The sequence below is a fragment of the Natrinema sp. CRL1 genome, from assembly GCF_059162405.1.
Window position 1 is genome coordinate 379,623 of the sequence record NZ_JBLVOY010000004.1, and the last position, 22,439, is coordinate 402,061.

General features: G+C 65.8%; 20 protein-coding genes. 12 read left to right on the forward strand and 8 right to left on the reverse strand.

All coding sequences use genetic code 11. The annotated features are described in order from the left end of the window. Positions 1-29 precede the first annotated feature (29 nt). Together ACJYUO_RS16025 and ACJYUO_RS16030 are read left to right on the forward strand one after the other, a co-directional pair. On the forward strand, positions 30-620 hold the full coding sequence (locus tag ACJYUO_RS16025) for an AsnC family transcriptional regulator (RefSeq protein WP_494346344.1): 591 nt from the start codon (positions 30-32) through the stop codon (positions 618-620). Between the two features lie 84 nt (positions 621-704). Continuing rightward, positions 705-3,299, forward strand: coding sequence for a heavy metal translocating P-type ATPase (locus ACJYUO_RS16030; protein ID WP_494346345.1), 2,595 nt, complete (start codon positions 705-707; stop codon positions 3,297-3,299). Positions 3,300-3,407: 108 nt separating this feature from the next. Here the strand turns inward: ACJYUO_RS16030 and ACJYUO_RS16035 are convergent, their stop codons facing one another. Then, positions 3,408-4,271 (reverse strand): DUF4382 domain-containing protein, encoded by an 864-nt coding sequence (locus tag ACJYUO_RS16035; protein ID WP_494346346.1) that lies wholly within the window; start codon positions 4,269-4,271, stop codon positions 3,408-3,410. Between the two features lie 109 nt (positions 4,272-4,380). Next, the gene (locus ACJYUO_RS16040) at positions 4,381-5,058 is read right to left on the reverse strand and encodes a stage II sporulation protein M (RefSeq protein ID WP_494346347.1); all 678 of its coding nucleotides are present in this window, start codon (positions 5,056-5,058) and stop codon (positions 4,381-4,383) included. A gap of 121 nt (positions 5,059-5,179) precedes the next feature. On the opposite strand from ACJYUO_RS16040, the gene ACJYUO_RS16045 reads away from it, so the two are divergent. The 3 genes from ACJYUO_RS16045 (at position 5,180) to ACJYUO_RS16055 (ending at position 8,823) form a co-directional block, all read left to right on the forward strand. After that, positions 5,180-6,475 (forward strand): amidohydrolase, encoded by a 1,296-nt coding sequence (locus tag ACJYUO_RS16045; protein WP_494346348.1) that lies wholly within the window; start codon positions 5,180-5,182, stop codon positions 6,473-6,475. A gap of 129 nt (positions 6,476-6,604) precedes the next feature. Next, entirely contained in the window at positions 6,605-7,357 is a 753-nt protein-coding gene (locus ACJYUO_RS16050) for a hypothetical protein (protein ID WP_494346349.1), read from the forward strand. A gap of 176 nt (positions 7,358-7,533) precedes the next feature. Then, a complete protein-coding gene (locus ACJYUO_RS16055) occupies positions 7,534-8,823 on the forward strand; it encodes an adenosylhomocysteinase (protein WP_494346350.1) in 1,290 nt (429 codons plus the stop codon). Positions 8,824-8,932: 109 nt separating this feature from the next. Here ACJYUO_RS16055 and ACJYUO_RS16060 read toward each other — a convergent pair whose 3' ends face one another. Together ACJYUO_RS16060 and ddfA are read right to left on the reverse strand one after the other, a co-directional pair. Beyond that, a complete protein-coding gene (locus tag ACJYUO_RS16060; RefSeq protein WP_494346351.1) occupies positions 8,933-9,739 on the reverse strand; it encodes a PAS domain S-box protein in 807 nt (268 codons plus the stop codon). Positions 9,740-9,862: 123 nt separating this feature from the next. After that, entirely contained in the window at positions 9,863-10,120 is a 258-nt protein-coding gene (gene ddfA, locus ACJYUO_RS16065) for a DdfA family disk-determining factor (protein WP_494346352.1), read from the reverse strand. A gap of 256 nt (positions 10,121-10,376) precedes the next feature. On the opposite strand from ddfA, the gene ACJYUO_RS16070 reads away from it, so the two are divergent. The 3 genes from ACJYUO_RS16070 to hjc all read left to right on the forward strand — a co-directional run bounded on the left by ACJYUO_RS16070 (position 10,377) and on the right by hjc (position 16,044). Then, on the forward strand, positions 10,377-14,570 hold the full coding sequence (locus ACJYUO_RS16070; protein ID WP_494346353.1) for a PAS domain S-box protein: 4,194 nt from the start codon (positions 10,377-10,379) through the stop codon (positions 14,568-14,570). A gap of 74 nt (positions 14,571-14,644) precedes the next feature. Further along, positions 14,645-15,457 carry a CPBP family intramembrane glutamic endopeptidase gene (locus tag ACJYUO_RS16075; protein WP_494346354.1) on the forward strand — a complete coding sequence of 271 codons (813 nt, stop codon included), beginning with the start codon at positions 14,645-14,647 and terminating at the stop codon, positions 15,455-15,457. A 65-nt stretch (positions 15,458-15,522) separates the two neighbouring features. After that, positions 15,523-16,044: a Holliday junction resolvase Hjc gene (gene hjc / locus ACJYUO_RS16080; RefSeq protein WP_494346355.1), complete on the forward strand. Its 522-nt coding sequence runs from the start codon at positions 15,523-15,525 to the stop codon at positions 16,042-16,044. Between the two features lie 126 nt (positions 16,045-16,170). On the opposite strand, the gene ACJYUO_RS16085 is transcribed toward hjc, so the two are convergent. Further along, positions 16,171-16,794: an SWIM zinc finger family protein gene (locus tag ACJYUO_RS16085; protein WP_494346356.1), complete on the reverse strand. Its 624-nt coding sequence runs from the start codon at positions 16,792-16,794 to the stop codon at positions 16,171-16,173. Positions 16,795-16,985: 191 nt separating this feature from the next. Between ACJYUO_RS16085 and ACJYUO_RS16090 the strand changes: the two genes are divergently transcribed. After that, entirely contained in the window at positions 16,986-17,255 is a 270-nt protein-coding gene (locus ACJYUO_RS16090; RefSeq protein WP_494346357.1) for a DUF7472 family protein, read from the forward strand. 42 nt (positions 17,256-17,297) lie between these two features. Then, positions 17,298-17,684, forward strand: coding sequence for a hypothetical protein (locus ACJYUO_RS16095; RefSeq protein WP_494346358.1), 387 nt, complete (start codon positions 17,298-17,300; stop codon positions 17,682-17,684). A gap of 40 nt (positions 17,685-17,724) precedes the next feature. On the opposite strand, the gene priL is transcribed toward ACJYUO_RS16095, so the two are convergent. Next, the gene (priL, locus tag ACJYUO_RS16100; RefSeq protein ID WP_494346359.1) at positions 17,725-18,813 is read right to left on the reverse strand and encodes a DNA primase regulatory subunit PriL; all 1,089 of its coding nucleotides are present in this window, start codon (positions 18,811-18,813) and stop codon (positions 17,725-17,727) included. Positions 18,814-19,055: 242 nt separating this feature from the next. Between priL and ACJYUO_RS16105 the strand changes: the two genes are divergently transcribed. Further along, entirely contained in the window at positions 19,056-19,964 is a 909-nt protein-coding gene (locus ACJYUO_RS16105; protein WP_494346360.1) for an alpha/beta fold hydrolase, read from the forward strand. A 23-nt stretch (positions 19,965-19,987) separates the two neighbouring features. Here the strand turns inward: ACJYUO_RS16105 and ACJYUO_RS16110 are convergent, their stop codons facing one another. Both ACJYUO_RS16110 and ACJYUO_RS16115 read right to left on the reverse strand, forming a co-directional pair. Further along, positions 19,988-20,305 carry a HalOD1 output domain-containing protein gene (locus ACJYUO_RS16110; protein ID WP_494346361.1) on the reverse strand — a complete coding sequence of 106 codons (318 nt, stop codon included), beginning with the start codon at positions 20,303-20,305 and terminating at the stop codon, positions 19,988-19,990. Between the two features lie 164 nt (positions 20,306-20,469). After that, a complete protein-coding gene (locus ACJYUO_RS16115) occupies positions 20,470-21,213 on the reverse strand; it encodes a DNA polymerase sliding clamp (RefSeq protein ID WP_494346362.1) in 744 nt (247 codons plus the stop codon). A gap of 246 nt (positions 21,214-21,459) precedes the next feature. Here ACJYUO_RS16115 and ACJYUO_RS16120 point away from each other — a divergent pair, with 246 nt between their 5' ends. Further along, the gene (locus ACJYUO_RS16120) at positions 21,460-22,377 is read left to right on the forward strand and encodes a DUF106 domain-containing protein (protein WP_494346363.1); all 918 of its coding nucleotides are present in this window, start codon (positions 21,460-21,462) and stop codon (positions 22,375-22,377) included. The last annotated feature ends 62 nt before the right edge of the window (positions 22,378-22,439 follow it).

Below are 22,439 nucleotides of genomic sequence, written 5' to 3' on the forward strand. Positions count from 1 at the left end.
TTCTTTGGTGGCCGGGATCAACGAGGCGTATGCGCGACCTCGACGAAACCGATATGGCGATCTTGCGGCTGCTGGGCGAGAACGCCCGGCGGCCGTTCAGCGAGATCGCCGCTGAAGTCGACCTCTCCGGACCCGCGGTTTCCGACCGTATCAACCGCCTCGAGGAAGCCGGGATTATCAACCGCTTCACCCTCGACGTCGACCAGTCACAGCTCCGGGCGGGGGTGCCGGTGTTCGTACAGGTAACTGCGCCCCCAGACGCGGTCGAGGACTGCCGAACGGCGGCCGCCGAGGCCGACGCCGTCGAGCACGTGTTCGTCACCGCTGATGGCGAGATCTGGTTCTACGCTCGTGCACAGGTCAACGGCGTCCGCGAGTGGCTCGCGGGACTGCTCCCCGACGCCGACGGTATCGACTACGACGTAACGCTGGTCGACGACGCCGAGTGGACGCCTTCCCTCGAGGGGACGCAGTTCGCGCTCACCTGTGCGGAGTGTGGGAATACGGTCGACAGCGAGGGGGAATCGAGCCGGATCGACGGCGAAGTGTATCACTTCTGCTGTCGGTCCTGTCAGGGGCGGTTCGAAGGCCGATACGATCGGCTCGAGGACGGCGCCTAACTTTCGACTCGAAGGATTTCGACCCGTCACACTTTGGATTTCGACCAGTAAAGGGGGTAAGACGGAATCCCCTACTAGCGAGTAATGAGTACCCGGACGACCCGCTTGGACATCCGGGGCATGAGCTGTGCGAACTGCTCGCAGACGATCAGCGATGCCCTGGAGTCCCGAGACGGCGTACGCGAGGCGAACGCGAACTTCGCGACCGACGACGGGAGCGTCGAGTACGATCCCGAGACGATCCCGCTGGCCGAGATCTACGAGACGATCGACGAGGCCGGCTACGAGGCCGACCGCGCGACCCGTTCGATCGGGATCACCGACATGAGTTGCGCGAACTGCGCCGAAACCAACGAAGCGGCCCTCGAGTCCGTCCCCGGCGTCATCGACGCGGAGGTCAACTACGCCACCGACGAGGCAACCGTCGACTACAACCCAGCCGATGTCTCGCTCGAGGCCCTCTACGGGGCCATCGAGGACGCTGGCTATACGCCGGTCCGCGACGAGGGAAGCGAGGAGGTATCCGATCAGGATCGGCGCGACGCGGCCCGGCAGGCCGAGATCCGCAAGCAGCGCCGGCTGACGATCTTCGGCGCGGTGTTGTCGGCCCCGTTCCTGTTCTTCCTTGCCAACAAGTTCCTGCTCGGCGGGGCCTACGTCCCGGAGACTGTCTTCGGCGTCTCTTTCGGTTGGGTCGAGTTCCTGCTTGCGACACCCGTCTACGTCCTGCTGGGCCGCGAGTTCCTCGAGAATTCCTACACCGCGCTTGCGAAGAACCGGACCGCCAACATGGACGTGCTGATCGCGCTGGGCTCGTCGACGGCGTACTTCTACAGCCTCGTTGTCCTGCTTGACCTGCTCGCGGGCAATCTCTACTTCGACACCGCCGCGATGATTCTCGTGTTCATCACGCTTGGCAACTACCTTGAGGCCCGATCGAAGGGACAGGCCAGCGACGCCCTGCGGAAACTCCTCGAGATGGAAGCCGAGACGGCGACGCTGGTTGACGATGACGGGACCGAACGCGAGGTCGAACTCGAGGATGTCGCGGTCGGCGATCGGATGAAAGTCCGACCCGGCGAAAAGGTGCCGACGGACGGCGTCGTCGTGGACGGCCAGTCGGCAGTCGACGAGTCGATGGTGACCGGCGAGTCGGTGCCCGTCGAGAAAGAGGCCGGCGACGAGGTGATCGGCTCGACGATCAACGAGAACGGCGTGCTGGTCGTCGAAGCGACCAAGGTCGGCTCGGACACGGCCCTGCAGGGAATCGTCCAGACCGTCACGGAGGCTCAGTCACGCCAGCCGGAGATCCAGAACCTCGCGGACCGCATCTCGGCGTACTTCGTCCCCGCAGTCATCCTCAACGCGACGGTCTGGGGGCTGGTCTGGTTCCTCTTCCCCGAGGCGCTGGCTGGACTCGTCGACGCGGTGCCAGTGTTGGGGCTGGTCGGCGGCGGCCCCGCGGCCCTCTCGACGTTCGAGTTCGCGATCGTCGTCTTCGCCTCCGCGGTCCTGATCGCCTGCCCCTGCGCGCTGGGTCTCGCCACACCCGCCGCGACGATGGTCGGCAGCACCTTGGGCGCGAAAAACGGCGTCCTGTTCAAGGGCGGTGACGTGCTCGAGCGGGCGCGAGACGTCGATACCGTCGTCTTCGATAAGACCGGAACCCTGACGACCGGCGAGATGACGCTGACCGACGTGGTCGCACTCGAGGGCGAGTCGGCCGCGGCGGACGGCGGTGAGACGGCGGCTGACGGGGGAGCGCTCGCGATCCGGGACCGCCTCGACGAGAGCGAGGTGCTCCGGCTGGCCGCCAGCGCCGAGCGCAACAGCGACCACCCGCTCGCTCGAGCCATCGTCGAGGGAGCCGAGGAACGCGGCCTCGAACTCACTGACCCCGAGGAGTTCGAGAACGTGCCGGGACAAGGTGTCCGGGCGACCCTCGAGGGCCGCGAGGTACTGGTCGGCAACCGGCGGCTCCTCGAGGGAGACGGCGTCGATCCCGCACCCGTCGCCGACGAGATGGAACGCCTCGAGAGCGAGGGCAAGACCGCGATGCTGGTCGCGGTCGACGGCGCGGTCGCGGGCGTGGTCGCCGACGCCGATACGGTCAAGGAGAGTTCCGCCGAGGCGGTCGGCGAACTGCGCGAGCGCGGACTCGACGTCATGCTGCTCACCGGCGACAACGAGCGGACGGCCCGCGCCGTCGCCGAGCGAGTGGGGATCGATCCCAACAACGTCCGCGCAGGGGTCCTGCCGGAGGACAAAGCCGATGCCGTCGAGGACACCCAGTCGACGGGCCGTAAGGCGATGATGGTCGGCGACGGGGTCAACGACGCGCCGGCACTCGCCGTCGCCCACGTCGGCACCGCCATCGGCTCCGGAACGGACGTGGCCATCGAGGCCGCGGACGTGACCCTGATGCGGGACGACCCGCTCGACGTGGTGAAGGCCATCCGTATCTCCGAGGCCACGCTGGCGAAGATCAAGCAGAACCTCGTCTGGGCGCTGGGCTACAACACCGCGATGATCCCGCTTGCCTCGCTGGGCCTGCTCCAACCCGTCCTCGCGGCCGGCGCGATGGCGCTGTCGTCGGTCTCGGTCCTCTCTAACAGCCTGCTGTTCCGCCGGTACACGCCGGATCGGGACTACGAACTGCTCGGCCGATTCCGCCGCTGATCGGTGTTCGAGCGGCTGCCGGCACATCGCTCGAAGAAGAAGCTCCGACGTCACGGCCCTCGAGCCTGAGTCGACAGCGCGCTCGAGGCGTCGTCACAGCGTCGTCGACTAGTCGTCAGTCTCGTTCGCTTCGGGCGCACCGTTTCCGTTCCCGACGTTGCCGCGGGTCTCGTCTTCGTCGTCGCCTTCGTTCTCGTCGTCCTTGTCGACGTCGCGAATATCGACCTTGTCGCCGGTCCCGCTCTCGCTGATCACCGGCTTGAGGATGTACTTCCCGCTCTTGCCGGCCTTGTGGGGTGCGATGTCGTAGACGAAGTCGACCCGCTCGCCGTCGCCAACGGTGAACTGTGAGTTGAGCTGGAGCTTGCTGCTCGGCAGTTTCACGTTCGTCTCGGTGCCGTCGGTCAGGATCCCCTCGGTGTCGCTGACGTAGATGAATACCTTCTCGTAGTCGCCGGCCGGGAGGTCGAACTCATCGATCATCGAGGCGTTCGCGCCTTGGAGTTCGGTGAGGTCGACTGTCCGCTCGTCGACATCGTACTCGACCCAGTCCTCGCTGGCTGCGGCGTCGTCATCTGACGCGGCGGTTTCGTTGTCGGCAGCGCCATCCTCTGCCGTGTCCGTTTCGTTGCCGTCGCCTTCGTCGTCCGTCGCGTCGGTCGACGTTTCGTTGCCGCCGTCGTCGGACTCGCTCTCGTTGTCGTCGCCATCGGTCGCGTTGCCGTCACCACCGCCGGCCTTTTTGAACCCGACCTTCGTGATCGTGACGTTGAGGTGGTCGAAGTCGCCGATCGCGTTCGGTTCGTCGCTGACGTAGAACGCGGCCGTTCCGGTTCCACCGCTCGAGTCGTCGACGCTCTGCGGATCGTCGCCTGCCGATTCGCTCGTTGGTTGTCCGCCCATGCCACCGGCACAGCCGGCGACGGCCACGAGGGCCGCGACGAGTAGCAGTTGGACCGCGCGTCTGTTCATACCGAGCGACAGTCATCCAACGGTGAAAAAGAGGGTCGTCGGTTGGGGTCGTTTATATCGTTCAGCGGGAGTAAACCGGCCGAAACAGTGGCTCGTCCCCAGCAGTCACTCAGGGCGTGCTCAGTCCCTCGAGGCGCTGGGCGAACAGGGCCTCGAGCAGGGCGGGCGTGACGAATGCCTCGACGAATGCGGCGACGACCAACAGGAGCCAACCGGCGAGCACGAGGAGGCCGGTCCGGTAGAGGTAGGGTTTGGTAAAGACCGCGTCGCGAGTGCCCCGAATCCGCTGGCCGAACCGGTAGAGGAGCCGGAACCCGACGCCGGCGGCGATGAAGAGGGCCGGGAGTTCGAAGATCCCGTGGGGGAGCAGGCCGACGAGGATGTAATCGAGGCCGACGCTGTTGGCGACGGCAGCGCCGACGTTGCCGACGATGATCCCGTTGAACACCATCGCCCACGCGGTGAGGAGCCCGAGCGACAGCGCGCCGGCGATCGACAGGAAAAACGCCTGTGAGTTGTTCACCAGCAGGAATCGCGCTAACTCGAGTCCACCGAACTCGTCGATGTTCTCGGGAAAGAGGCTCTCTCCGAGCAAGTCGGCGATGATCTCGAGCAGGTTGTAGCCGGCCGCCAGAAGAAGGATCCCGATGACGACGCCGAGCGCGAACAGGCCGGCAGCGAAGCCGACGTACCGGCTGTGTTCGTCCCACGCGTCGGCCAGCGCCGCTTGCGGCGGATAGCTGCTGAAAAAGCCGCTGCCCTCCGCGCGCCGCGATCGATCGTTCATACCGGCTATTCCGCGACCGAAATGTTAAATCCGCCGACTGGTTTCCAAGACGTTTCGCCGTCGGGTGGCGGTGATCGGTCGAATCGACACAATAAGGCCGCCCGACGAGAACCGTGTGGCAATGACGACGCTTGCGATCACCGACGGCCGGGTTCTCCGGTCCGACCTGACGGTGACGGCCGCGGACGTACTGATCGATCAGGAGAGCGGCGAGATTCTCGAGATCGGTCCCGACCTCGCGGGTGAGGCGGACGAGACGCTCGACGCCGCGGACTCCCTCGTGACGCCGGGGTTCGTCAACGGCCACTGCCACGTCGCGATGGCGCTCTTGCGGGGGTACGCCGACGACAAGCCCCTCGACGCGTGGTTACAGGAGGACATCTGGCCCGCCGAGGCCGAACTGACGGGCGATGACGTCCGCGTCGGTGCCGAACTGGGTCTGCTCGAGTTGATCAAGTCCGGAACGACGGCCTTCGCGGACATGTACTTCGATGTCCCCGAAATCGCCGCTGCAGTCGAGAAGAGCGGTCTTCGCGCCCGCCTCGGCCACGGCGTCGTCACCGTCGCCAAAGACGACGACGACGCTCGCGAGGACGCCCGGACGAGCCTCGAGATTGCCCGCGAGTACGACGGCGCGGCCGACGGCCGGATCTCGACGGCGTTCATGCCCCACTCGCTGACGACCGTCGGGAGCGAGTACCTCGAAGAGTTCGTCCCCGAAGCCCGGGAAGCCGGCATCCCGATTCACTACCACGCGAACGAGACCGCAGACGAGGTCGCTCCGATCGTCGACGAACACGGGGTTCGACCGCTCGAGTACGCCGCCGAACACGGGATGCTCGAGTCCGAGGACTTCGTCGCTCACGGTGTCCACGTCGACGAGACCGAGATCGACCTGCTCGCCGACGCCGGGACCGGCGTGATCCACTGCCCGGCCTCGAACATGAAACTCGCCAGCGGGATGGCCCCGGTCGAACGCATGCGCGAGGCCGGCGTCACCGTCGGTCTCGGCACCGACGGCGCGGCTTCGAACAACGACCTCTCGATGCTCGACGAGGCCCGCGACGCGGCCATGCTCGGCAAGCTCGCGGCCGACGACGCCAGCGCGGTGCCCGCCGAGGCCGTCGTCGACATGTTGACCCGCGGCAGCGCCGACGCCATCGGCTTCGAGTCCGGCCGTCTCGAGGCGGGCGGGCCGGCCGATATCGCCGTCATCGACCTCGAGAAACCCCACTTGACGCCGCGTCACGACCTCGTGAGTCACCTCGCGTACGCGGCCGCGGCGGCCGACGTGCGCCACACCGTCTGCGACGGCCGGGTGCTCATGCGCGACCGCGACGTGCTCACGCTCGACGAAGCGGCGGTCCGGGAGCGAGCGCTCGAGGCGGCCGACTCGCTGGTCGCTCGAGCCGAGTAATGAACGACTGTTAAACGCTCAAATAAAGCGATAAACTGTATAAACGATCCTAACCCCTCGAACGTGACTGGCGAACTTCCCGAACCGCCGACGGGGTTTATTCAGGGATCCGTGAATGTTCGACTCGAGATGAGACGAAAACGGCTGTTCGCGCTCGTATTGACGGTCGCACTGTGTGCGTCCGTGTTCGCACCGCTGACCGCAGGGGCGAATACGGGGGCCGCTGACGCGGGCTCCGTCGACAGCGCCGATGTCAGTCCCTCGCTGATTCAGCAAAACGAGACGACTGACGACAACGAATCGGACGACGAAGTGGCCGACAACGAGACCGACGACGCGAACGAGTCGGACGATGAGTTGGCCGATAACGAGACTGACGCGAACGAAACCGACGACCTCGACGACAACGAGACCGCGGACAACGAGTCGGACAACGCTACCGCGACGAACTTCGGTGCGCTCGTCTCCGAGTACGCCGAGAGCCAGCAAAACGACTCCAACGAGTCGGTCGGCCTCTCGGTCGCGAGCTTCGTCGTCGCGAACAACCCGGGGAACGCGCCGAGCCACGCCGGCCCGCCGAGTCACGCCGGCCCGCCCGGCGACGCTGATGATGACGAAGACGCCGATGACGACGACGAGCGTGGCCCGCCGGACCACGCCGGCGCGCCCAGTGACGCTGCTGACGACGAAGACGCCGATAACGACGACGAGCGCGGCCCGCCGAGCGACGCCGGGCCGTCGTCCGGAGAAGATGCCGACGACGCGAGCGAGACTGACGACACCGACGACGAGGATGCCGACGACGAGGACGATGAAGACGACAATGACGGGGACGACGGCGGCAGCGGTGGCGGCCCGCCGAGCCACGCCGGTTCCAAGTAACGACCGCGACCACCCCCATCGACTAGGCACGTAGTGACCGCGGCCCACCCACCATTCTCGCCGATCGTTTTCAGTCCCTGACCGGCACGGTTTCGCGGCCGGAACCGAACGACCGCTCGAGTCAGTCGTCGGAGCGGTTCGGTACCGTTTTGGCCACGGTCCCACTCTGTCGAGCCATGACCGACACCGAGTATCCCCCGATCAGCGAGCAACTGGACGATGTCGCGTCCGCTCGCGAGGAGGGACGCCGGAAGATGGACTGGGCCGCCCAACACATGCCGATCCTCGAGCACGTCCGCGAGGAGTTCGTCGCCGACCAGCCCTTCGCGGGCGAGCGCATCGGGATGGCGATGCACGTCGAGGCGAAGACCGCGATGCTTGTCGAGACGCTCGCGGAGGGCGGCGCGGAGGTCGCGGTGACCGGCTGTAACCCGCTGTCGACCCACGACGACGTTTCGGCGGCGCTGGATACCCACGAGAACATCACCAGCTACGCCAAACGCGGCGTCGACGACGAGGAGTACTACGCCGCCATCGAAGCCGTTATCGCCCACGAGCCGACGATTACCGTCGACGACGGGATGGACCTCGTCGCCGCCATCCACGAGGACTACCCCGAACTGATCGACGGCATCGTCGGCGGGGCCGAGGAGACGACCACTGGGGTCCACCGCCTGCGCGCGATGGACGACGATGGCGCGCTCGAGTACCCCGTCTTCGCGGTCAACGACACGCCGATGAAGCGACTCTTCGACAACGTCCACGGCACCGGCGAGTCCTCGCTGGCCTCCATCGCCATGACCACGAACCTCTCGTGGGCCGGCAAGAACGTCGTCGTCGCGGGCTACGGCTACTGCGGCAAAGGCGTCGCACAGAAGGCGTCGGGCCAGAACGCGAACGTCATCGTCACCGAGGTCGAGCCCCGCCGTGCGCTCGAGGCCCACATGGAGGGCTACGACGTGATGCCGATGGCCGAGGCCGCCGAAGTCGGCGACGTGTTCCTGACGACCACGGGCAACCGAGACATCATCGTCGAGGAGCACTTCGAGAAGATGCAGGACGGCGTCTTGCTCGCTAACGCCGGCCACTTCGACATCGAGATCGACCTCGAGGCCTTAGACGACCTCGCGGTCGACCGCTACGAGGCCCGCGATGGCGTCGAAGCGTACGAGATGGACGACGGCCGGAAACTCAACGTCATTGCCGAGGGCCGACTCGTCAACCTCGCCGCGCCCGTCTCGCTTGGCCACCCCGTCGAGGTCATGGACCAATCCTTCGGGATTCAGGCCGTCTGCGTGCGGGAAATGCTCGAGAACGGCGACGCCTACGACGCGGGTGTCCACGACGTTCCCGACGACCTCGACAAGGAGATCGCCGAGATCAAACTCGAGGCCGAGGGCGTCGACTTCGACTCCCTGACCGACACGCAACACGAGTATATGGATAGTTGGGACCACGGAACGTAACTGCGACACTTTCTTTCTATAGTAGCCACTGAAAGTCAGTGCACACCTGATCGAACGACAGCGTCGCGGTCAGTGTGTAAATCGTTTCAGTGGCTACTATAGCCGCCAGTCACTCCTCGAGCCCGTCGCGCTCGGATTCGTCGACGACGAAGACCAGACTCCCATCCTCGAGGCCGCCGAGTCGAACGCGGGCCGCGAACGTACCGCCCGACTGTCGCCGTCCGGTACAGGTCCCAGTCCACCGCCAGCCCTCCGTGACCGTCGGGAGCGCCACCGACTCGAGGTGTTCGACCGCGTCGGCGGTAAACAGCTCCCGCCACGGCGTGCCGGGGAGAGAGGTGTGATCGACGCCGAACTGCATCGCGAACGAGCGACTCGCGAACTGGATCTCGCCGGCCGGGTCGACGATCCCGATCGCGTCGCCGGCGAATTCGATGCTCGCGAGCGACCGCCGCGATAGCGCTGCCAGCCGGTAGCGCTCGAGGAGGTCGTGAACACGGTCGGCGAGTCGCCCGGCCGCCTCGGAGCGTTCGACGACGGCGGTCCAGTCATAGGATCGGGTTGCGGCCGCGAGATCGGCCGTCCGCTCGTCCGCGAGGACGACGACCGGCAGATCGCCCGCGGTAGTTCTGATCGTCTCGAGGCGGTCGTCGACGGCCCCATCGTCGTCGCCATCGCCGTCGCTGTCGAACTCGGTCCCCGCCGGTTGCGGCGTGAGGATCACACAGTCGATCTCCTCGAATCGATGCCGCGCGTTCGCGAGTGCGGCCGCCGTCTTCACGGTGAGGTCGATGTCGTCATCGAACGCGCGTTCGATGTGTTCGCGGTCGTCTTCGGCGTCGACCAACAGCAGATGCAGTTTCGATCGTCGCTTTCGCTCGGTCGACTCGGCCGTTTCCGGGGTGGCAATTAACATCGCACTCTCTCGTGGACGGAACTCATTCTATCGCAGCCTCGCAGTTGGGGCTGATTCGGGGTGGTGACTTGCGGTTGCCGCTTGCTACGTATCCCCACCGGACTCGAGTCGTCCCGTCGCCGGCTACCCGCTGTCATGGACTGTCCCGTCGACCGCGACGGTACCGTCGCTGCCGACCTCGACCACCGCTCCGTCGTACTCGAACTCGACGCGAACCTCGGCGCTCGAGTCGGGTCCACAGAGTCGGTCGAGCGCCTCGGGATCGACGACGTTGTACAGCGGGTCGAGGTCGTGTGCGTCGGTACCGGTCGCGTCCGCAAGCGCCTCGACGATCCGCAGACTGATAGAATCGCTATGGTAGTCCAGTGTGGTTCCGTGCATCTTGGCTACACCGAGGCGACCGACCGGTATCCGCCTATCCGTTATACACGTAATTTCGCCGCGGATTCGACACTACGTGTATAGTGTCCCGGCAGATCGTGGACCGGCGGGTGACTTCGATCGGCTGACGGCTCGGGTCGGAGTCACTTCGGCCGAACGTTCCTCACTACTTCCCGATAATATAAAATATGATATTTTACTGTTGCTATGCAAAACTAACCACTCGTGTCATTGCCGGTCGTTCCATAGGTGGGGCATGGACGGTACCGCGGTCCAGACCGGGACGCTCGCGGATGCTCCGCGGCGGCTATTTGCGGCCCCCCTCGTTGTCATCGGCGTACTACTTGCCGTCGGGACCGGGACGTCGATTCCTGATCTCACGACGGTGGGAGTCGGGACGGTGCCGGGACCGGGCCTCTTTCTGCTGGGTCTCGCTGCCCGGAGCGGCTCCGACCGGACGGACGATATCGAACGGTTGACCGACGATTTGCAGCGGTTCGTCTCGCGAATCGAGAGTGACGAACCGGCCCCGTTTGCCGACGAGCCCAGTGACGGGACAGCCCACGACGGGCCGGTCGACTTCACGATCGACCGAGACGACGAAGTCGGCCGGCTCGCGGCGGTCGTCGACGAGCTGGCCGCGTCGGTCCGCGAGCGCGAGCGACGGCGCACCGAAAGCGAACACTCTCGGCGACAACTGTACCGGATCACGTCCGATCCGGACCTCAACGGCGAGACGAAAGTTCGCCGGCTGCTCGAACTCGGCTGTGACCGGCTGGGCCTCGAGACGGGACTCGTTTCGCGGATCGACGAGTCGACCGTCCGGTACACCGTCGAGACGGCCGTCGGACACGACGCAGACCTCGAGGGGACCGACCTGGATCTGTCGACGATTTACTGCCGCGACACTATTGCGTCGGACGACATCCTCGGAATCTACGACGCCGCGGCGACGGAGCGGGCGGACCACCCCGCTGCCGCCGACCTCGGGATCAACTGCTACGTCGGCGGGAAGATCGTCGTCGAGGGCGATCGCTACGGCACGCTCTGTTTCCTGAGCCGCGAGCCGCGAGACGACCCGTTCACGCCGGCCGAAACGTCGTTCGTCGACCTGATGGCTCGCTGGATCAGCCACTCCTTCGAACGCCGCGCGTCCGTTCGGACCATCCGGGAGCGAGAGCGACGCCTCGAGCGGGCGCAGGCGTTTACCGACGACGTCCTAGACGCGTTAGACGACATCTTCTACATCCTCGATACGGACGGCGAGATTCAGCGCTGGAACGAGAGCCTCGCCGCGGTGACCGGGTACGCCGACGACGAAATCGCGGCGATGCACGCCGTCGACTTCTTCGACGAAGCGGACCGGTCGCGGATCTCGACCGCTGTCGAGGTCGCGTTCGAGACGGGCGATACCCGGACCGAAGCGGAGCTCCAAACGAAATCCGGTGAGCGGGTTCCCTACGAGTTCGTCGCCGCGCCGCTCGAGGACCCGGCGGGAGAGACGGTCCTCGCGGGGATCGGCCGCGACATCAGCGAGCACCGGGAGAAACAACACCGCGTCGAGCGGACCACACACCTGCTCGAACAGTCCCAGCAGCTAGCGGCTGTCGGCGCGTGGGAACTCGACGTGACCGAGTCGCCGCCCGAGGTTCGATGGACCGATGAAGTCTACCGAATCCACGGCGTTCCGCCCGACGACGACGTCGATCTCGAGCGCGCGCTCGAGTTCTATCATCCGGACGATCGTCCCCAGATCAGTCGGGCGATCGACCGGGCGCTCGCAGACGGCGAGGCGTACGATCTGGAACTCCGGATACGGAGCGACGACGGGGAGATCCGCTGGGTGCGGAGCATCGGCGAGCCGGTCCGGGTCGACGGCGAGGTAGTCTCGCTTCACGGGGCGGTCCAAGACATCACCGACCGCAAGGAGCGCGAGCGGGAACTCGAGCGCGCCGAGGCGATCATTCAGGCGCTCGACGAACTGGTATACACCCTCGACGCGGACGGGAATTTCCGTTTCCTGAACGACGCCACGACCTCGGTCGCCGGCTACGACCCAGAGGACCTGCTCGGCGAGCACGTCTCGACGGTCCTGGCCGACGACGACCTCGAGATCGCACGAGAGCACACCCGCGAGTCACTCCGCGCCGGCGAACCGTCCCGGACGTTCGAGATGACTCTCGAAACCGCCGACGGCGACATGATCGAAACGGAGAACCACATGGCGCTGTTGCCGATGGTCGACGGCGAGTTCAGCGGGACGGCGGGCGTCCTCCGGGATATCACTGAGCGCAAGGAGCGCGAATACGACCTCGAGCGGACGACGGAACTGCTCGAGCAGGCCGAGCGGCTCGCGGGGATCGGCGGCTGGGAACTCGATATCCGCGACGGCTCACAGGAGGTCACGTTCACCGACGGGCTGCGTCGACTGTACGACCTCCCGCTGGACGAGACGGTCGATGCCGAACTGGCCGCTTCGTTCCCGCATTCGGACGACCGGCGGGCCGTCCTCGGCACCGTCGACGCGGTACTCGAGGACGGCGAGAGTTACGAGATCGAACACCGCATGCTGACGACCGACGGGGACGAACGGTGGGTTCGCTCGATCGGCGAACCCGTCCGAGCTGACGGGGACAGACCTCGTCCCACGGACGGCCAACCGGCGGCCGACGGCGACGAAATCGTGGGCGTCCGCGGGACGATCCAAGACATCACCGAGCGCAAGGAACGCGAACTGGCCCTCGAGTCGCTCCACGGGGCTGCCCGCGAGTTGCTCGGGACCGATTCCGACCGGGAGGTCGCGGAGCTGGTCGTCGCGACGGCGGCCGATATCCTCGCCCCCTCGAGCGTGGCCGTCTACGGGCTCGATTCCGACGTGAACCGACTCGAGCCGATCGCCGCCACCGACGAATTCGAACGGCTCTGTGACGGCGCGCCGTCGGTCCCCGTCGGCGACGGCGACTCCGTCCTCTGGAACGCCTACGTGACCGGCGCGGGGACGGTCGTCGACGATTCGGCTTCGTTCGACCGGTCGCGGGTCTTCGGCCCGAACGTCGAAAGCGGGATCGTCGTGCCGATCGGCGACCACGGCGTCTTCGTGGTCGCGTCGGGTGGCGACCCGATCGACGCCGAGGCCCGGCAACTGATCGAGACGCTCGTGGCCACGACCGAGGCCGCGTTCGACCGCCTCGAGAGCGAGGCCAGCCTCCGCGAGCGGGAAGCCCAACTCGAGGAACGAAACCGGCGGCTCAACCGCCAGATCGAGACCACGGAACTCATCAGGCGGATCGATCAGGTGCTCATCGGCGCGGACGGCCGCAAGGAGATCGAACGAACTGTCCCCGAGCGGTTGCTCGAGGCCGGCGCGGTCTCCTTTGCGTGGATCGGGGTCCTCGACGCCAGTAGCACCCGCCTCGAGCCCCGTGCGTGGGCCGGCTCCGGGCAGGCGTATTTAGACGACGTGTCCCTCGAATACGACGCGTCGGCCGAACCGGCGGTCCGGACCGCCCGAAGCGAAACGCCGACGGTCGTCTCGAACACCGTCGACGGGCTGCAGGGCGAGGGCTGGCGACGACAGGCGCTGGACCGCGGATTCCAATCGGTCATCAGCGTCCCGCTCTCCGACGCGGAGTACACCTACGGCGTCCTCACGGTCTACGCCGACGAGCCGGGCGCGTTCGACGACCTCGAGCGGACGGTCTTGACGGAACTCGGTGAGGGGATCGCGAACGCGATCACCGCCATCAAAACGCGAGAGGCACTCCACGCCGAGACGCTGCTCGAACTTACCCTCCGGCTCGAGGGCTCGAACGACCTCCTCTCGCGGGTCGCGACGGCGACGGGAGCACACGTCGAGTACGAGGGACTCGGTGCCCACTCCGCCGACGAGACGTTGCTGTTCTTCGAGACCAGCGGCGTCCCAGCCGAGGACGTACAGGCGGCCCTCGAGGACCTGGTTTCGGTCACATCGTACCGACTGATCAGCGAGGCGGACGGCGATTGTCGCTTCGAGGTGACCGTCGCGGGCGATGTCCTCGCCGCGGGGCTGGTCCGCCGCGGCGGCAGTCCGCGTTCGATGCGCGCCGACGGCGACCGGCTGGACCTCACCGTCGACGTGCCGACAGGCACCGATGTCCGCGAGTTCGTCGACGTGCTCGGAGAGCAGTACGCGACCGCCGAACTGCGGGCTCGTCGCCACGTCGAACGCTCCATGGGGACCCGAAGCGAACTCGTCACCTCCCTGTTCGACGTGCTGACCGACCGGCAACTCGAGGTGTTGCGGACGGCCTACTTCGCCGGCTTCTTCGACTGGCCCCGCGAGAGCACCGGCGAGGAGATCGCCGAGATGCTCGGCGTGACCCAGCCGACGGTCAATCGACACCTGCGGATCGGCCAACAGCGGCTGTTAGCGCAGTTGTTCGCCGACGAGTCCGCGGTCCCGGCGGAGTGAGGCCGGTTGTGCGGCCATGACGGCTCGAGTTCGGGAGAGGAACGCCCAAGGGTCCGGTGGCCGTACTACGTCGCATGGAAACACCGTCCCGCCGTCGGACCGACGGGCCGCTCCGCTCGATACTCGTCGCCGCCGCGCTCGCGATCGTCGGACTCGGGTCCCAACAGGTGACGACGATCCCTGCGTTCGTGCTGGAGCCGCGGTTGATCAACACGCCGACGCAGGCGTCGATCGGCAGCCGCGCGCTGGTGTTGATCCTCGGGTTCGTCGGCTTTGCCCTCGTCGGCGGCCTTTACCTCGCCGTCACCGACCGCGGCTGGTCGTACGTCGATCTGCGAACGCCGACGCGACGGGACTGGGGCTATATCCTCGCCGGCATCCTCGGCGGCCTCGCCTTTTACGTCCTCATCAGCGTCGTCGTGCAGTTTCTCTCGCTGCCGACCGCGGACAACTCGGTCACGACCTATATCGGCGACGATCAGACGATGGTGCTCGTCATGATCGTCATCGTCTTCTTCTTCAACGCGCCGACCGAGGAATTTCTCTACCGAAATATCGTCCAGAAACGCCTCTATGACGCCTTCTCGCGCCCGCAGGCGGTCGTCATCGCCAGCGCCATCTTCGGGCTGATTCACTTCCCGGTTTATGCCGTTCTCTCCGAATCGCTGCTCGCGACCGCTGTTCCGGTCACGGTCGTCTTCGGCGGCGCGCTGATCTTCGGCTACCTCTACGCGAAAACGGACAATCTCTTCGTTCCGATCGCCGCCCACGCCGCGTTCAACGCCGTCCAGTTCGGGCTGCTCTACATCGCCCTCGAGTACGACCTCGAGACCGGGGAGCCGACGACCTCGCTGCTGGTCGAACTCGTAGCGACCGTGCCACTGTAGGATTCGGCTGACGCGATCGCAGCGCCGTCCGGTCCTTTATTATCGACCGGTGGTGAGGGAGTGATATGTCTCAGGCGAAGGGCGACCGCCGCGAGCGGGAACTCGTCAACGAACTCGACGGGGCCGGCTTCGCGGTGATGCGTGCGCCCGCCAGCGGCTCCGCGACCGAACGGGAACTCCCCGACGTACTCGCCGGCGACGGCGAGCAGTTCTACGCGATCGAGGCGAAGTCGAGTTCCGGCGACCCGATCTATCTCACCGGCGAGGAGGTCGAGGCGCTGACGTTCTTCGCGCGGAACTTCGGCGCGAAACCCCGGATCGGCGTCCGCTTCGACCGCGAGGACTGGTACTTCTTCCACCCCGGCGACCTCCACGTCACCGACGGCGGGAACTACCGCGTCAAAAAGGAGACGGCCCTCGCCGACGGCACCGACTTCCCCGAGTTCACCGGCCAGTCCGAGAAAGTCACGCTCGAGGAAGTCGGCAACGCCGGTGACGACGGCCCGGACGAGGACACTCTACGCGTGCTCAACGCCGTCAAGCAGGGCGTCATGGACGTCGACGAGGCCGCTGAACTGCTCGAGTAATCTGTCCCGCCCGTCTTGTCGAACCCGGGAATCTGAACCGTCGGGTGGCAGTGCTCGAGTTCCTCGAGCGGGAGCACCGCTGATCGGACGGCATCGCACTCGGAAAATCGGGCGGCTGGAACCGGCCTACGCCGCCGCCTCGAGGCGGGTCCGCGGGAAGACGTAGACTTTCAGTGACGAGGGGACGACGCCGTTGCGGGCGACGGTGGCGTGGGGGTAGACCGCGCCGACGGCGGGCACGTCGGGGTCGTACCCCTCGTTCGTTGCGTACTCGGCGACGGTGCAGTCGGCCGCGCCGATTTCGACGGCGTCGGCTCGCAGATCCGAGACGTCGACAACGGTGAGGCGGTCGCCCGTCTCGCGGTCGATAACGGTGTCGCCGGGGAAGATCGCGTGCTCGTCGCAGTAGAACGGTTCGGTCGCGTCCTCTTCGACGAACGTCGTCTCGTCGCAGTCGTGGCAGGTGACCGAGATTTTTCCCGGCGGCGGGGTGCGGCCTTCCGTGATTTCGATCGCAACCCGGCGAATGTGTTTACAGCGTGCCTCGCGGAAGACGTGATCCGGACAGGTACACCTGCCCGCCTCGAGATCGACGAGGTAGGTGTGGTCGCTCGCGGACTCGACCTCGTAGAGGCCGTCGCCGAGGGGTAACACCGACATCGGTTCGGTGCGCGCCCGGCGCGAGCGCTCCGTGAGGTGGTCGGGAGACGGGACGTGAAGCGGTGCTTTCGGTGACGCTATTGTTTTCATAGGTGCGTCGAGAGGGGGTTCGCTGGTCGGCTGGCTATTCGACGTTAATAGGGTCTCGAGGGCAATAACGGCCGCGCCTGCATTCTCAAGTACCACCTTAATTTCGAGCGTGCTCCCGTAGTCGGACCCGAATCGACGCCGCCTGACCCCTTCGAAGCGCTTTTCACCGGGCCGACGAAACCGATTAGTCAATGGTCGAACGCGAACAGATCGTTGAAATCGCCGTATCCGTGGGGTCGGTCGCCCTCATGATCGCGGCCATGGTCTACGTCGGCTCCGCCTACGGAACCGAAACCAGCACGCTCTCGCCCGAGGGCGGTCAGATGCTCGTCGGGGTCATCATCGGCTTTATCTTCCTGATGACCGTTGTCGGCATCGTACTGGCCTACACGGTGAACGACCCCGAGGACGGCCTCGAGTCGAACGACGATGACGACGTCGACGCACAGGGCACGTTCTGAACCCGTCGGTACGTTTTTCTCCTTGGGCGGTTGACACTCGGTATGGTGAGTGCCGACGAGACGCCGACTCGACGCTATCGGTCCCGACTCGGCCGCGTCGCTGTCGTCGTCACGGTCGCGTTGCTCGGTTCGCCGCTGTTCATCTGGTCGACAGCGGTCGTCGATCCGGTCACCGCCATCGGTGGGTTGCTCGTCCTGTCTGGTCTCGCAATCGGGCTCGCGTGGCGACGATCGGAAACGGAGAATCAGTCGGCAGCTGACGGAACTGACGACGACGGGCACTCGAACGTCTGGGACGCGATCCCGTCCTGGCAGTACGGGGGTCGCCACGTCGAATCCGGCGGCATCGCTCGTGGCGAACAGGAACGGGCGCTCCAAGATATCCACCAGCAGGCCGAGGAACTGTCGGACGATCCCCTGAAAGACTAATCATCGGGTCTTCGCTCGAGCGCGGAGCCCGTTCGCCGGGTTAGTCGCCGCTTGCGGACTGGCCATCACCGTCGCCCTCGCTTTCTCGCCAGTCCTCGAGTTCCTCGTCGTCGGCGTCGTCGATCCGCTGCTCGTAGTAGGCCATCGGGTGTGGAATCCGTTCACAGAGGTCGTCTTTGTTCACGCAGTCGCCGTAGGACTGCATAGTGGCACACGAGGGGGCGGAGTACTCCGTCGGCGAGCTATCCCCGCGGATGTGGTCGGTCTGATAGCGAGTCATCTCCTCGCCGAACGACGAGTTGACGCGGTAGAGGTCGACGACCTGGTCGGTGGTCATCCCGATGCTCGTCAGGAAGGCGGTGATCGCGAACCGGGAGTGGTGGGGCAGGTGCTCACCTTTCTGAATCTGGTCGAGCAGGGCCTTCATACACGGCGGGAACAGGTCCGGCACGACGGTATCGATGTCCTGTGTCAACTCGAGGTCGGCGAGTACCTCTCGAATCTCGGCGGTGTCGTCCTCGAGTGCGGACGCGATGGCGTCTGGCACTTCGAAGGGGAGCCCGTCTTCGATGCGACCTCGGATCGCCTCCCGAAGGAGCGTGAGCAGTTCGTCCTCGTCGACGGGGATCTCGCCGGCCTCCAGTGGTTGATTAACGAGTCGCCACTCGTCGTCCCAGAGGTCTTCGGCCAGCGGCAGATAGGTGCCGACGTCGATCCGGTACTCGTCGTCGGCCTCTCGGACCGCCGCTTGCAGGTCGAACTCCGCGAGCAGTTCCTCGAGTTCCAATCCCGTCGACTCGATGCTTTTCAGTTCGGTCGTATCGGCCATGTCGGCGGTAAACCGCTCGTAGGCCGTCGCGGCCTCGGCTCGAGCGTACTTGCGTACGAGTACGCGTTCGTCGACCATCGAGACGAGGACCCGTGCGACGGGGTAGGACAGGAGTTCGATGCGGGCGTCGCGGTGTGGGTCTCCGATCTCACCCGTTTCGATCGCGGTGATAACGCGTTGTCGCGCGCGGTCGACGACCGCCCGATCCTGCTCGACGACGGTCGCCAGATCGACCGCCTCCGTCGCGACGGACTCGCGGGCCGCCTCGAGAAACGGGTATCGGGCGTGAAGTCGCTGCATCGGTAAAACGATATTACTCCGATGGGATAAACGCGCTGATTAGCACAATCGTCTTTTATTCGGGGTCGTCCGGCCGAACGACGAATCGGCGAGCGCCGGCGCCCGTCGGTCCCGCTGCCGGTCGCTCGCCGCGGACGGTAAAATCGTATTACCGGCACTCGCCGGCCGATCGCGCGACGAGTCAGCGTCGGCCCCCGTTCTCGGGGATCGATTTCAAGGGCGTCCGACACGTCGACTCGAGTATGCCACAGGCGACGAGAGACGGCGTGTCGATCTACTACGAGTACGACCGAAGCGAGGGACGGCGGCGCGCGCCGGTCGTGTTCGTACAGGGACTCGGATTCGGTCGGTGGATGTGGCGCTGGCAGCGCGAGGCCGTCGCCAGCGAATACGACGTGGTTGCCCCCGACAACCGGGGGACCGGCCGGTCGGACACCGGCCTCCCGCCGCTGGTATCGCGGCTGCCAGCCAAACTCCGCGCCCCCGTGCTCCTCAAACTGGCCGGCTACTCGATCGGTGGGTTGGCCGCCGACCTCGAGGCCGTCCTCGACGACGCGGGGATCTACGACGCCCACATCGTCGGCGCGAGCATGGGCGGGATGATCGCCCAACGCTACGCGATCGAGTACTCCCGGGCGAAGTCGCTGACCCTCTGTTGTACGTCCCACGGCGGCCCCGACGCGGCACCGGTGCCCGACGAAACGCAAGCACACATGTTCGACACGCCCGACGGGGCGAGCGAGCGGGAGACGCTCCGCCACCGGATGCGGCCCGCGTTCAACGATCGCTTTACGAACCGGAACCCGCACCTCATCGATCGGATCCTCGAGTGGCGACTCGAGCAAGACGCCGACGACCCCGCTCGCGAGGCCCAGGCCGCCGCCGTCCTGAACTTCGATGTCAGCGACCGTCTCGATGCAGTCCGCGTGCCGACGCTGATCCTCCATGGGACGGACGACCGGGTCGTCCCCGTCGAGAACGCGCGACTGCTCGAAGAGAAGATCTCGAACAGTCGTCTCGAACTCGTCGAGGGCGGCTCGCACCTCTTCTTCATCGAGAACGCCGACGACGTCAACGAGCAACTGCTCGCATTTCTGGACGAACAGGAGACCGACCGCCGCGCCGGCCGCGCCGGCGGGACCCTCGAGTGAGGGTGCTCGAGCGGGACGGCGCTTCAACTGGCCGTCGCGGTAGCGTCTCGAATCCGGATCTCGCCGTCCGTTCGGACGCCGACGTCGAACGTCTCGTAGGTAAACCACACCTGATGAGTCCCCGCGTCGCCGACTCTCTGGGCGTGTTCGACCAGAGAGTCGAGCGCGTCCGGATCGACGACCTCGTACAGCGGCGGGAGGTCGGCCGGCTCCGCCTCTCGGAGCGCGGCGACCGCGGTGACGACGGCCTCGCTCGGCCGGTCGCTGGCGGGGTCGAACGTCGTGACGCGGCTGTCGTCCCGTGGCTCCGACTCGTCCGTGGAATCGTTCGCGGAGGGCATATGTCATCCGAGAGCGAGTGTCCCGGTAGCCGCTCCCCTTTCCATATCGTATTTTTAAGTGGTCCGACGAACGGGACGCCAGTGAATCGATCCCTCGTAGCGACGGCGTCGGTAATCGGTGCCGACACCGAGCAACTGCGAAAACCGCGAAAACTGCGACGGCGTTACTCGCTCTGGATGCGCGGCGCGAGCATGTAGGTGACCTGTCCCTGCCCTTCCGCGAAGCCGAAGTAGATCTTGACGGGGAACTCCTCGCCGAGGTCGAGCGTGACCTCGGTATCCGAGGGGATCGCCTTGTTCATGTCCTTGAGATAGTCCAGCGAGAACAGCGAGTGGGCGGGGCCGACCTGCAGGTCGATCAGATCCTCCTGTGTCAACTCGAGGTGGACGTCGTCGGTGTCGCCCTCCGCGTCGACGTAGAAGTACTCCTCGGTCTCGTCGACACCGAGCGCGATGTGGTCGGAGACCATATCGGCGGCGGTCACGGAGCGGTTGACGTCTTTGCCCTCGAGGACGACCTCTCCGGGGAGATCGAGGTCCGGAATGTCCGGCTCCTGTCGGATCGAATCGGGGTCGATGAGTGCCAGCGTGTACTCGAGCCCGTCGATCTGGATGTGGAGTTTCCGGGTCTCCTCATCGAGTTCGAGCTGGATGAGCTGGCCGGATTCGGCCATGCCAGCGATGTCTTCCAGCCGCGAGAGGTCGACACCGATCAGCCCGCCGTCGGCTTCGTACGATTCGAACGCAGCCGCATCGAGCGAGAGGTCGACCATCCCGACGTTCGCGGGGTCGACGGCCCGGATTTCCAGACCGTCCTCCTCGAGGTGGATCTTGCACTCGTCGACCAACACGCTGATCGAATCCAGCGCGCTGGTGAGCGTTTCGGCGCTCACGATGGCCTTGAACATATAGGTCGGCGTACGGACGGTCGACATAAAAAGCCACCCTTTACGCGCGGGCGGAACCGCGGTCGGCGGGACGGGTTGGCCGACTCGGACAGTTGTCGAGGTGAGAACGGACTCCGACTGAGCGGGCGTCGCGAACCGAACTGTTGGCTCGATTTCGATACCCGTCGATCGGTCAGAACCGAAGAGAGAACGAATCACCGAAACGAAAGGGTTGATAATTTGGTAGCTAAGAGGCTCGGCTAGCGAATGCCTATCGATCAGTTGGCGGCACTCCTCGAGAACGAGTCGGTCCGCGAGGCCCTCGTCGTCGTCTACGAACGATCTGACGGTGGGGCGGACGAACTCGAGTGGCGCGATGTCAGGGACTCCCTGTCGAGCGATCAGTGGGGGCGACTCATCGAACGGGAGGTCCTCGTCAGCGCCGGAGCCGGGTTCGCGATCGCAGAGCCCGACCGAGTCGAACGGCTTCTCGAGGGGGACGAGCCGTCCGAGCGCACGGGGACGGACGACGAGTCCGCCGAGCACACGGGACTGGACGATATCGAGTCTCCGTCGTGGACGACCGCGGACAAGGCCGCGGGCGCGTTCGCACTGCTGCTGTTCGCCGGCTACTGGAATTTACAGATCCGGAACGTCGTCGCGTCGGTCGAGAGCGTCGTGCTCGGCCCCGTCACCGAACTCGTGCCGTTCCATTTCAGTATTATCTTCCTCGCGGTTGCCACTGGCCTCTATTCGACCGTGTTACAGTCCCGCCTGATGGACCACGAGAAACTCGCACAGTACAAACGGCGGCTGGAAGCCCTCCGGGAGCGAAAGGAGGCGGCGAGCGAGCGCGGCGACGACGAGGCCCTCGAGCGGATTCGGGAGGAACAGATGGCGGCCGCCGGCGACCAGCTCGGCATGTTCAAACTGCAGTTCCGGCCGATGGTCTGGATCATGCTGTTGACGATTCCGGTCTTCCTCTGGCTCCGCTGGAAGGTCCGCGGCGGCCACCTCGGTGCCAGCGAAGCGGGGCTGGTCGTCCCGCTCGCGGGCTCGGTCACGTGGCAGCAATCGCTCGTCGGCCCGATGCAGACGTGGCTCGTCTGGTATTTCGTCTGCTCGATGGCGGCCCGACAGCTCATCCAGAAGACGCTCGCTCTCCGGACCGGGTCGGCCTCGTAGCTCCCGTCTCGTCCGTTCGGCCGTCGAAACGACGAGTCGCGACACCTATCCGTCTCGACCGG

Excerpts from the sequence above, each read along its gene's own strand:
- ACJYUO_RS16025 (WP_494346344.1), top strand. The coding sequence starts at position 30 with ATGCGCGACCTCGACGAAACCGATATGGCGATCTTGCGGCTGCTGGGC.
- ACJYUO_RS16030 (WP_494346345.1), top strand. The coding sequence starts at position 705 with ATGAGTACCCGGACGACCCGCTTGGACATCCGGGGCATGAGCTGTGCG.
- ACJYUO_RS16035 (WP_494346346.1), bottom strand. The coding sequence starts at position 4,271 with ATGAACAGACGCGCGGTCCAACTGCTACTCGTCGCGGCCCTCGTGGCC.
- ACJYUO_RS16040 (WP_494346347.1), bottom strand. The coding sequence starts at position 5,058 with ATGAACGATCGATCGCGGCGCGCGGAGGGCAGCGGCTTTTTCAGCAGC.
- ACJYUO_RS16045 (WP_494346348.1), top strand. The coding sequence starts at position 5,180 with ATGACGACGCTTGCGATCACCGACGGCCGGGTTCTCCGGTCCGACCTG.
- ACJYUO_RS16050 (WP_494346349.1), top strand. The coding sequence starts at position 6,605 with ATGAGACGAAAACGGCTGTTCGCGCTCGTATTGACGGTCGCACTGTGT.
- ACJYUO_RS16055 (WP_494346350.1), top strand. The coding sequence starts at position 7,534 with ATGACCGACACCGAGTATCCCCCGATCAGCGAGCAACTGGACGATGTC.
- ACJYUO_RS16060 (WP_494346351.1), bottom strand. The coding sequence starts at position 9,739 with ATGTTAATTGCCACCCCGGAAACGGCCGAGTCGACCGAGCGAAAGCGA.
- ddfA (WP_494346352.1), bottom strand. The coding sequence starts at position 10,120 with ATGCACGGAACCACACTGGACTACCATAGCGATTCTATCAGTCTGCGG.
- ACJYUO_RS16070 (WP_494346353.1), top strand. The coding sequence starts at position 10,377 with ATGGACGGTACCGCGGTCCAGACCGGGACGCTCGCGGATGCTCCGCGG.
- ACJYUO_RS16075 (WP_494346354.1), top strand. The coding sequence starts at position 14,645 with ATGGAAACACCGTCCCGCCGTCGGACCGACGGGCCGCTCCGCTCGATA.
- hjc (WP_494346355.1), top strand. The coding sequence starts at position 15,523 with ATGTCTCAGGCGAAGGGCGACCGCCGCGAGCGGGAACTCGTCAACGAA.
- ACJYUO_RS16085 (WP_494346356.1), bottom strand. The coding sequence starts at position 16,794 with ATGAAAACAATAGCGTCACCGAAAGCACCGCTTCACGTCCCGTCTCCC.
- ACJYUO_RS16090 (WP_494346357.1), top strand. The coding sequence starts at position 16,986 with ATGGTCGAACGCGAACAGATCGTTGAAATCGCCGTATCCGTGGGGTCG.
- ACJYUO_RS16095 (WP_494346358.1), top strand. The coding sequence starts at position 17,298 with ATGGTGAGTGCCGACGAGACGCCGACTCGACGCTATCGGTCCCGACTC.
- priL (WP_494346359.1), bottom strand. The coding sequence starts at position 18,813 with ATGCAGCGACTTCACGCCCGATACCCGTTTCTCGAGGCGGCCCGCGAG.
- ACJYUO_RS16105 (WP_494346360.1), top strand. The coding sequence starts at position 19,056 with ATGCCACAGGCGACGAGAGACGGCGTGTCGATCTACTACGAGTACGAC.
- ACJYUO_RS16110 (WP_494346361.1), bottom strand. The coding sequence starts at position 20,305 with ATGCCCTCCGCGAACGATTCCACGGACGAGTCGGAGCCACGGGACGAC.
- ACJYUO_RS16115 (WP_494346362.1), bottom strand. The coding sequence starts at position 21,213 with ATGTTCAAGGCCATCGTGAGCGCCGAAACGCTCACCAGCGCGCTGGAT.
- ACJYUO_RS16120 (WP_494346363.1), top strand. The coding sequence starts at position 21,460 with ATGCCTATCGATCAGTTGGCGGCACTCCTCGAGAACGAGTCGGTCCGC.